Origin of the sequence: Prosthecobacter sp., assembly GCF_044373815.1 — a bacterium.
Taxonomy (GTDB): Bacteria; Verrucomicrobiota; Verrucomicrobiia; order Verrucomicrobiales; family Verrucomicrobiaceae; genus Prosthecobacter.
The window spans coordinates 1-9,942 of the sequence record NZ_JBIPNG010000232.1; the positions used below are offsets into that span (position 1 = coordinate 1).

The following is a 9,942-nucleotide window of genomic DNA, read 5'->3' on the forward strand; positions in this document are numbered from 1 at the left end:
ATTTTGGCAGCTACTACCTGGAAGTGAACCGGCGCGTGCGTCCGGGGCAGTTTGAAATCGTCCACACGATCGGCTGCAACACGCAGCGGGGCAATGTGGTGACGATTCAAAACATCCAGCCTGCGAAGAAGCTGATCCTCGACCGGCTGGGGCGCTCTGAGAAAGTATCGCCCGCACGCCGTCTCACACGCTGGATGTATCTGAACGCGACGTGTGCGGCGGAGAAGCGTCTGTATCAGCACCGTGAGGGGCACAAGGCTCCGATGTTCCTGCCAGTGTCACGTGGTGTGGCTGCTGAACTGCAGAGGCATTACAACATCGGCCCGGCGCAGGTGCGAATCGTCCCCAATGCGGCGGACACGGTGCGTTTCAAACCACTGAGCGCCGAGGCACGAAGCGCATGGCGTGCGAAGCACAACGTGCCGCAGGACAGGATCATGGCGATTTTTGCGGGTGGCGAGTGGGCGCGCAAGGGACTGGACTTTGCCATTCAGGCGATGGGTCATCTTAAGGATGTGCCGCTGACGTTGTTTGTAGCCGGTGATGACCCTGACCGTGCGAGATTCACCCAGATGGCACGTGATTCGGGTGCCGCCGATCACATTGTCTTCGGAGGATTCCGCAGTGATATGCCTGAGGCCTTGGGAGCAGCGGACTTCTTTTTGTTTCCAAGCTGGTATGAAGCCTTCAGCCTTGCGACCATCGAAGCGGCGGCGTGCGGACTGCCGGTGGTGGCCACACGGATCAATGGCACGGAGGACTTCATCTCCCCCGGAGAAAACGGAGACTTCATCGAGCATGATGCGGTGCAGGTGGCCACGGTCCTGCGCCGTCTTTGCGAATATCCTCATCATCTCAAGATCATGGGCGCGAACGCCCGTGAGCGTGTGGAGATGAACTACACGTGGGACCGCATCGCCCAGATGACGGAAGACGCCTACCGCGCCCACCTCAACAGCTCCAACTGATTTCAAAGCCATGCATATTCTCATCGTCAGTCATTCCTCCGCCACGGCCCTGAACCAGGAGGTGTATGCCCGCGTTCAACGTGAGACGGGCTGGAAGATCACCCTCGTGGTGCCGGATCGCTGGCACGACGAATTTGGCAACGCGCTGCGGCAAGAGCCCTGCAAGGGACTGGAAGACTCGGTCATCCGCTGCGCGGTGTGGAAAAACGGCAGCATCATCTTTCACGTGTATCGCATGCGCTGGCAGCGCTTTCTGCGCGAGCTGAAACCGGACGTGATCTACATGAACCACGAGCCGTATGCGCTGGCCACGGCCCAGGTCTGCCATGCCAACAACCGATCGATCCGGGTGCCGTTTGGCTTCTACTCATGCCAGAACATCAACAAGAAGTATCCGGTGCCGTTCTCATGGCTGGAGAGGATGGTGTACAATTCATCGAGCTTTGCGCTGCCGATCACCGACCGTGTGGCGGAGGTGCTGCAGGCGAAGGGCTACCGTGGGAGGCAGACGGTGTGCGCGCTGCCGCTGGATCCTGAGCGCTACCATCCGCGCCTGAGAGCGACTCCGCCGGAGCGCTTTCCGCAAACGAAAATGCCGGTGATCGGCTATGTTGGGCGGCTGATCGAGCCGAAGGGCCTGCGCACGCTGGCGGCGGCGCTGGGCCGTGTGCGTGATCTTGACTGGCGCATGGTGCTGGTGGGCACGGGTGAGTTTCAGGCGGAGTTTGAAAAATTGCTGACGGATGAGGGTGTGCGTGACCGCATCTTCTTCGCCGGCTATGTGCCGCATGATGAAACACCACGATGGCTGGCCTCCATGGACATGCTGGTGCTGCCGTCTGAAACACAGCCGAACTGGGAAGAGCAATTTGGACGAGTGATCCCCGAGGCGATGGCCTGCGGTGCGGCGGTGATCGGCTCTGACTCGGGCGAGATCCCGCACCTCATCCGCCAGAGTGAAGGCGGACTGATTTTCACCCAGCGTGATCCGGCGGCCATGGCGGTGCTGCTGCGCCAACTGATCAGCGGACCGAAGCTGCGACGCCAGCTGGCGGAGAATGGCCGCCACTGGGTGGAGCGTGACATTTCGATCCCAGCGGTGGCGCAGAAGATGATCGAAGCATTCACCGCCGCAGCAAAGAACCCGCAAGCCGGGCAGGTGGAAACACTACAGCCGCTTAACTCGATCCATGCGTTTGCACAGTCCTGAATTGCTCTGGAAGTGGAGCCGCGACCTGCTGCGTGGAGGATGGAAACTTCCTGCGCGCATCGTGAAGACGTTGAACTTCACGCTGCACAAGTGCCTGCTGCCTGCTGAGGCGGAGGTGGGCGATGGCGTGATTTTGGAGCATTATGCGATGGGCATTGTGATGCACCCGCAGGTACGGATCGGCAAACGGTGCCGCATCTACCACCATGTGACACTGGCGGCGGAAACTTGGATCGGCTCCCCGCACTATATCACGCTGGAGGATGATGTGACGATCGGTGCGCACAGCATCGTGGTGGCACGGCCCAACACGCCTCTGACGATCGGCCAAAAATCGGTGCTTGGCGCGGGATCGGTGCTGACGAAGACCATTCCTCCCTTTGAAATCTGGGCCGGCAATCCGGCACGCAAAATCGGCGACGTCGCCCAACCATCATGATTGCACAACTTGGGATGAATTTGAAGGCCTCCGCAGGCGGAGTGGACCGCTACTTCAGCGGGCTGAACAACGCGCTGGTGCGCCAGGGGGTGCGTGTGACCGCGTATGGCTTTGGTGATTCTGAAAAAGCAGCCTGTCTGGGCCCTGCGAACAAACCGCTGATGCAACGCTGGAAGGCGGTGCGCGAGGCGGTGGTGCCACGGCGTGGCAGGCTGCTGGCGTCTCACTTTGCGCTCTATGCGCTGCCTGCGCTGCTAGGCCGTCGCTGGGACGGGCATGTGGTGCATTTCCATGGGCCATGGGCCAGTGAATCACTGCGTGAAGGCGGCAAGATGCACACGGTGATGTGCAAGCGCATGCTGGAGCGTGCGGTGTACAACCGGGCAGATCGGTTCATAGTGCTATCCAAGGCGTTTCGTGATCAGCTCTGCCAGGGCTATGGTGTGCCGGCTGAGCGTGTGCACGTCATTCCTGGCGGTGTGGAAACGGATGCGTTTCAGCCGCTGGATGTGGTGGAAGCGCGGCAGCGCATGCTGTGGCCGCAGAAGCAGAAAATCATTGTCTGCGTGCGCAGACTGGCGCGGCGCATGGGTCTGGAAACTTTGATCGAGGCTTTCGGACAGGTGACGGTGCAGCATCCTGATGTGAAGCTCATGATCGGCGGCCAGGGCCCCCTGCGTGAAGAACTGGAACAGCAGGTGCTGCGCGCTGGATTGTCCAAGAGCGTGGAATTTCTCGGCTTCATCCCGGAAGCCACTTTGCCGACGGTGTATGCGGCGGCGGATCTTTCGATCGTGCCAAGCTCGGCTTTGGAAGGCTTTGGATTGATCTCGCTGGAATCACTCGCGTGCGGCACACCGGTGCTGGTGACTCCGGTGGGTGGACTGCCGGACACGGTGGAGGGGCTGGGTGAAGACCTGGTCTTAAAGGGAACGAGCACAGAGCACATCGCTGATGGACTGGGCCGGTGGCTGGATGGCACGCTGCGCCTGCCAACGCGTGAGGCCTGCCGCGAGCATGTGATGAAGAGCTTCACCTGGGACAGGATCGCCAAACAAGTGTGTGAAGTATACCGCGAAGCAGGATGGCGTCCCCAAACATCATGAAACGAATCGCACGCATTACACTACTGCTGCTGCTTGCCGCTGGACTGTGGCTGGCCCTGAAGCCAACGATGGGAAACCGGCGTTTTACCTTCCTGCCTTTCAGGTGGTCTGAGTACATCGACCGCATGGATTTCTGGCTCAACCTGGGTGCGTTCGGCATTCTGGGCATGACGGTGTGGCTGGCATTTGGCACGCTGGAGAAAGCTTTCAGAAGCGTGTGGTTGATGACAGGATTCATCACGCTGCTGAACATCCTGCTGGAGCTGATTCAATCTTCGATCCCGGGCCGTGCGATGGACATGGCGGATGTGTGGGCGGGTTTGTTTGGCTGTGTGGGCGGGATCGTTGCGGGCTTGGTGCTGCAGCTGGTGGGCATCCGAAAAAAGACGGGCAGCAAGGAGCCGCAGGTGCTGTTTCTTGATCAGACGGGACGTCTGGGCGGCGCTGAACTGATGCTGCTGGACATCGCCGCTGCACGCGCGGCGGACAGCGAGGTGATTTTGTTTCAAGACGGTGAATTTCGCACGGCCCTGGAAAACGTGGGCGTGAAAACGAGCGTACTTGAGCTGGGTGGTGAGGCATCCACAGTGGACAAGCAGGCGGGATTGAAACGTGTGCTGCGATCCATACCGGGCATCCTGGAACTGATGTTGCAGCTTGTGCAGGCGGCGCGGTCATTTGATGTGGTGTATGCGAACACGGCGAAGGCTTTGATCATCGGTGGTCCTGCGGCACGGCTTGCGGGACGCCCGCTGATTTTTCATCTGCATGACATCATTGCGGACGGCCATTTCAGCGTACTGAACCAGCAGGCGCTGGTTCATTGCGCGAACTTATGTGCGCAAAGTGTGATCGCGAATTCAGAGGCGACGAAGGCGGCATTCATTGCGTGCGGTGGTCGCGCTGAGCTGTGTGTGGTCATTCCCAACGGGTTCCACATTCCGGCAGAACGATCGGCAAAAGCCAAGGTGGACGACTTACGCGGCAGCCTTGGCATTCCGGCTGGCGCATGGACGGTGTTAATGGCGGGACGGCTGGCGCACTGGAAGGGACAGCATGTGCTGCTGGAGGCGCTGAAAGCGGTGCCTAAGGCGCATGCGGTGCTGCTGGGAGATGCGCTCTTCACGGATGAGGACCGCCAGTATGCGCTGCAGTTGCACACGCAGGCGGATGCGCCGGAGCTTGCTGGTAGAATTCACTTTGCAGGATTTCAAAAGGAGACGATGGCGTATTTCGACCTGGCTGATGTGGTGGTGCATGCCTCGGTGCATGCGGAGCCTTTTGGGCGCGTGATTGTGGAAGGCATGCTGGCCGGCAAGCCGGTGATCGCATCGCGCGCCGGTGGTGCGGCGGAAATTGTGCAGCATGAGCAGACCGGACTGCTGGTGGATCCTGGTAGTGCGATCGAACTCGCCGACGCTTTGATGCGTTTGCTGAAAGATCCCATCTTTGCGCAAGGCATCGCCCGGCAGGCGCAGCAGACAGCGCAGGACACTTACGCACTGAATGCAGTGCAGGAAAAAATCGAATCCGTGATTCAGCAGAGAGCAAGCCGTGAGTCCCGAGAGGAATCCGAGACGGCTGCAACCCACCCCATTCAACAGGCGGCATGAAAACTGCCCCAAACTCCCCTACCCCAACAAAGACCGTCATGAACAGCACCCAATCCAAGCGTCGTATCGCCATCGTCCACGACTGGCTCCCTGTCTATGGAGGAGCTGAACGAGTGCTGGAGCAGATGCTCAAGGTGTACCCGGAGGCCGATGTTTTCAGTCTTATTGATGCGCTGGACGATGAGAGCCGGAAGTTTCTGAACGGCAAGCCGGTCAAGACATCGTTTGTGCAAAAGCTTCCAGGCGGCAAAAAGTACTACCGTCATTGCTTCCCGCTGATGCCGCTGGCGATCGAGCAGTTTGATTTCAGCGGGTATGACATGGTGATCACCAGCAGCTATGCGTTTGCGAAGGGCATCATCACTGGGCCGCGGCAGCTGCATCTGTGCTACTGCCACTCGCCGATTCGTTATGCGTGGGATTTGCAGAACCAGTATCTGAAGGAATCGAAGATGGACCGCGGCCCGCTCACGTGGTTCGTGCGCAGCATGCTGCATTTTATCCGCATGTGGGACAGCCGTACGGCGGCGGGTGTGGATGCTTTCATGGCGAATTCGCGCTTCATCGCGCGCCGCATTGAAAAGGTTTACCGCAGAGATGCGACGGTGGTTTATCCGCCGGTCAACATTGAGCGGTTTGACACCTGCCATGAGAAGAAAAACTATTATGTGACGGCATCGCGCCTGGTGCCCTACAAGCGGATGGACCTGATCATTGAGGCTTTCAATGGGATGCCTGACCGCGAACTTGTGGTGATTGGTGACGGGCCGGAACTTCCTAAACTTCGCCGTCTTGCGGGACCGAATGTGAAGGTGCTGGGATGGCAGCCGCAGGCGGTGCTGAAGCAGCATCTGGAGCAGGCACGTGGATTTGTGTTCGGCGGCGAGGAAGATTTTGGCATCATCCTGCTGGAGGCGCAGGCTTGCGGCACGCCCGTCATTGCTTATGGACGCGGTGGTGCGCTGGAGACTGTCTTGGAGAATAAGACGGGGCTTTTTTTTGGTGAGCAGAGTGTTAAGTCGTTGCAAGGCGCGATTGCTGAATTTGAAACGCGCGAGTGGAACGCACTGACCTGCAGGAGCAATGCGGAGCGCTTCAGCACCCAGATTTTTCGTGATCGTTTCCAACAGTTTGTCGAAGGCGAATGGGAACGGTTTGCGGCGGTTTCCACTGCGGTGGATTCCGAGGCCGAAGGGCATCGGGACTGGCGGAAAAACATGCCGCAGGAAGAGATGTTCGACGAAGTGCCCCAGGGAGTGAGGATGCAGCAGCTGCTGCCTGCCTGAGCGGAACGAAGGGGAATGCGCTGTGTGGGCAAACGGCTAACGTTTGCTGCGCACGGCATGACTGATGGCGGAGCCATGCCATCGAGGGAGAAAATCGACAAGGAGTCCCAAGGATAGAGAATGCAGCAATTACTGTCATTCTAAACGGAACGGAGAGGGACTCGCCTCTGGTGGCGGCGCTGCCAGAACTGGGGAATCGAGCTTCATTGATGGCGGAGCCATGCTGTACTTCCTAGAGACTCAGTCCATTACTTTGGATTTATTTCGGCTGGGACTTCTCAGAAGTGGGGCTGTCAATAAGCATAGCCTTAACCAGATTTAAGCCACGCAAGCATCTCTATGGAGATTCCTGTGCTTTATAGTTGATGATGATTCTAAACAATCGTGTTTTCATGGCAAATGACAAAACGGAGTTGGGCAACAGCCTGACAATGCTACGTCATCCTATTTCTTTGTGCTGGCTGATGGTATTTCTTACCGCTGGAGCACTGAATGCTCAGCAAGGCACGCATGTCTCGGCGCGGTTTGCGGCGGTTAAAGGTGTGGTGATGGTGTCCACCGGCGGCCTGGGTGAAAAGCAGGTACATAAGGGTGACAGTGTCCGATCTGGCACGGTCATCACCTGTGGTGCTGAATCCGGGGCTTCGCTGAAGCCGCTGCCGACACTGCATGTGGTGATCTATCCCGACACGAAAGTGCGGTTTGACGGAGCGGACACGAATTCCGAAGGCGGGGGCAGCGTGATGTGCACCATCCTCGCGGGGAAAGCCTTGTTTCACATGGATCAAGCCCCGCAAGGTCCAGAAGGGACACCGAAAGAAACGCAGCCAGCGATCAAAGTGACTGTGGTGACTGATGAAGGTGTGATCGTCAATAAGATGGGCGGGCCGCCCGAGGCTAACGACGGCACACAACCGACGGACAAGACGACCCAGCAGATTACTGGTGCTACCTGGACAGTGCAGCATGATGAAGGCAGAACCGTGGTGGCCGTGGGCGAAGGCTTGAGCCAGGTCAGCATTGGCAAAGGTGCAGCGGCCAGCGGTGGCGATGTGGGTGGACAGGTCAAGGTGCCGCAGGGTTCAGTGATCTGGCTGTTCAACCGTGGTGGTAAAATCGAGGCCGATCTGGTGGATACACAGACTGGCAAGGTCACCAATCTCACCGGCGGCTCACCCTCAGGTGGCAGCGATCTTCTGGCACAATCAAAGCAACAGCTCGTCACGCCGTCATCAAGCGGCACGACAACGACAATAGGCGGCACTCCGACAAACACGCCCGGCACTACCCCCACCAACCCTTCATCGAACCCCGATTTGTCCACCCCGCAGAAACCACTCCCAGTTGTTTCAGCCGACACCCCCTAACTTAGCCGATGAAAATCAAAAAACCAACACGCCTTCGAGTTTCAGCCGCACTGCTTGTGTGCAGCTTGATGTTGCATGCCGTGAACGCGGAAGGCCAGGAGACAATGCGTGATGCAGCCGCCGGCACTCAGGCGTCGCTCGCTTCACCAGCCTCTGAAAAGGTGCTCGACACACTTGATGAGAATGACTCCGAGGATGTCTTTCTGGATGAGTTCATGAACTACCAGATGAAGCTTCTGAAGAACTGGAAGCTGCGGGTGTTCACTTCCGGCACGTGGCGCTATGATTCGAATGTGTTTTTGAGAAACACCAATGTTCAGAGCGACATGATGTACAGTGTCAGCCCGGGCTTTCAATACTCCTATGGAGATGAGCAGGCCAAGTTGCAGGTGCTCGCGGACTACAACGCGCAGTTCAACTTCTATGACAAGTACAGCCAGCAAAACTCGCTGAATCATTTCCTGCGGCTGTCACTGGCCTACCGCATGAAGAAAACCTCGATCAAGCTTTCGGGGCTTTTTCATCAAGTGACCGGCGGTGATCTCGATGTGGGCGGGCAGGCATCACGGGTGCAGTTCTCCCCACAATTGCAGGTCATGTATGAAGTTTCTGAAAAGGTACGCGTGGGTCTGAACGGACAGCTTCAGCGGACGCATTATGATGCACTGATTTCATCCACCACCTACCGGTTCGGCGTGTTTGCGGACTACTCTTTCTCACCCAGGTTTAGGCTGGGCCTGCAGTTCAATGAAATGCTTCAAGAGGTGGACCAGAGCGGCGATCAGAGCGGCCAGGATTACCTCGTGCGCCTGGAGTATGAGGCCTCCAAAAAGCTTTCGCTCACGGGTTCCGGCGGAGTACACATGCTCCACACGACTTCTGCGGGTGATGCCACGCTGCCGCTGGGCACGCTGGGGTTCAAGTATGCAGCGAGCCCCAAAACGACCCTGTATGCCAACCTGTATGCAAGGGCGCAAAACTCCCCCTCACTTGGCGGACAATACTTTCAGTCTGAAGGTGTGATGATGGGCATCCAGCAGCAGCTGGGCAGCAAAGTCACTGTCGGAGCTGATTTCGGCTTCGATTTCTCCGCCTATCATTCCTATCTCGCCGGAGTGTCGGGCACACGCAAAGATAATGTCCGATTCGCACGGCCCTGGCTGAAGTACGCACTGCAGCGCCATCTGTCGCTGGAGGTTTTCTATCAGCACACCACGAACGATTCCACCGGGGTCGGATCACAGCCGTTTGCGCGTGATCTCGTGGGAGCCGGCATCACGGGCTCATGGTAAGCGCAACCACCTCACCTTTTTATGATCACACACAAGCATCTCTCATTCATTCTCGGCAACGGCCGCCTGCGTGGCCTCTGCCTGGCTCTGTGCTGTGCTGCCGCAAGCCCCGCACTGAACGCACAACAACAGGGCGCATTTCCATCCAGCGCCCCATCAAATCAATCCTCCCAAAAGAGCATCGTACCACCCGACTACCAGATTCGTGAAGGCGACATGGTTCAGGTTTCCGTGTTTGATGAACCTGAGCTGGCAGCAGGCGGCAGGGTGCGGAATGATGGGACGATTCAATGTCCGTTGATCGGTGCCGTGAAGATCCAGGGACTGAGCCAGATGTCTGCCGCGAGACTGATCGAGGCGGAATACCGGAAGGACTATCTGGTGCATCCGGAGGTGAATCTGTTCATTTCCCAGTTCTCCGTGCAGCGCATCACCATTCTGGGTCAGGTGCAGCGGCCAGGCTCGCATGAACTGCAGGCGGAAAAAAACCTGACCATCCTTCAGGTGCTGGGCTTGGCCGGCGGTCCGACACGCATCGCCAACCTCAAGAAGGTGCTCGTGAAGCGTGTGGTGGCAGGTCAGGAGAGAATTTTCAAAGTGGACGTCCAGAGCATGGCGTCCGGAAATCAAACCATGATGTTTTATGTCCGTGAGGACGATG

The 9,942-nt window shown here is 58.0% G+C and carries 9 protein-coding genes; all 9 read left to right on the forward strand.

What is annotated here, in order from left to right:
* Positions 1–968: glycosyltransferase family 4 protein (locus ACIREA_RS18235; RefSeq protein WP_397383761.1), on the forward strand; the 968-nt coding region annotated here is incomplete at its 5' end.
* A gap of 10 nt (positions 969–978) precedes the next feature.
* The gene (locus tag ACIREA_RS18240; RefSeq protein WP_397383762.1) at positions 979–2,178 is read left to right on the forward strand and encodes a glycosyltransferase family 4 protein; all 1,200 of its coding nucleotides are present in this window, start codon (positions 979–981) and stop codon (positions 2,176–2,178) included.
* On the forward strand, positions 2,159–2,617 hold the full coding sequence (locus ACIREA_RS18245) for a DapH/DapD/GlmU-related protein (protein WP_397383763.1): 459 nt from the start codon (positions 2,159–2,161) through the stop codon (positions 2,615–2,617). Before ACIREA_RS18240 ends, ACIREA_RS18245 begins: the two co-directional genes overlap by 20 nt.
* On the forward strand, positions 2,614–3,723 hold the full coding sequence (locus tag ACIREA_RS18250) for a glycosyltransferase family 4 protein (protein ID WP_397383764.1): 1,110 nt from the start codon (positions 2,614–2,616) through the stop codon (positions 3,721–3,723). The genes ACIREA_RS18245 and ACIREA_RS18250 overlap by 4 nt, the downstream gene beginning before the upstream one ends.
* Positions 3,720–5,336: a VanZ family protein gene (locus ACIREA_RS18255; protein ID WP_397383765.1), complete on the forward strand. Its 1,617-nt coding sequence runs from the start codon at positions 3,720–3,722 to the stop codon at positions 5,334–5,336. The genes ACIREA_RS18250 and ACIREA_RS18255 overlap by 4 nt, the downstream gene beginning before the upstream one ends.
* Before the next feature lie 38 nt (positions 5,337–5,374).
* Positions 5,375–6,622: a glycosyltransferase family 4 protein gene (locus tag ACIREA_RS18260; RefSeq protein WP_397383766.1), complete on the forward strand. Its 1,248-nt coding sequence runs from the start codon at positions 5,375–5,377 to the stop codon at positions 6,620–6,622.
* A 464-nt stretch (positions 6,623–7,086) separates the two neighbouring features.
* Positions 7,087–7,989, forward strand: a complete 903-nt coding sequence (locus tag ACIREA_RS18265) for a hypothetical protein (protein WP_397383767.1) — start codon at positions 7,087–7,089, stop codon at positions 7,987–7,989.
* An 80-nt stretch (positions 7,990–8,069) separates the two neighbouring features.
* A complete protein-coding gene (locus ACIREA_RS18270; RefSeq protein ID WP_397383768.1) occupies positions 8,070–9,281 on the forward strand; it encodes a hypothetical protein in 1,212 nt (403 codons plus the stop codon).
* A gap of 21 nt (positions 9,282–9,302) precedes the next feature.
* Positions 9,303–9,942, forward strand: a 640-nt coding sequence (locus ACIREA_RS18275; protein WP_397383769.1) for a polysaccharide biosynthesis/export family protein, incomplete at its 3' end; no start/stop codon positions are given.

What these genes read in the sequence shown, in the direction of transcription:
- ACIREA_RS18240 (WP_397383762.1), top strand. Translation starts at nt 979, where the DNA reads ATGCATATTCTCATCGTCAGTCATTCCTCCGCCACGGCCCTGAACCAG.
- ACIREA_RS18265 (WP_397383767.1), top strand. Translation starts at nt 7,087, where the DNA reads ATGGTATTTCTTACCGCTGGAGCACTGAATGCTCAGCAAGGCACGCAT.
- ACIREA_RS18255 (WP_397383765.1), top strand. Translation starts at nt 3,720, where the DNA reads ATGAAACGAATCGCACGCATTACACTACTGCTGCTGCTTGCCGCTGGA.
- ACIREA_RS18245 (WP_397383763.1), top strand. Translation starts at nt 2,159, where the DNA reads ATGCGTTTGCACAGTCCTGAATTGCTCTGGAAGTGGAGCCGCGACCTG.
- ACIREA_RS18260 (WP_397383766.1), top strand. Translation starts at nt 5,375, where the DNA reads ATGAACAGCACCCAATCCAAGCGTCGTATCGCCATCGTCCACGACTGG.
- ACIREA_RS18250 (WP_397383764.1), top strand. Translation starts at nt 2,614, where the DNA reads ATGATTGCACAACTTGGGATGAATTTGAAGGCCTCCGCAGGCGGAGTG.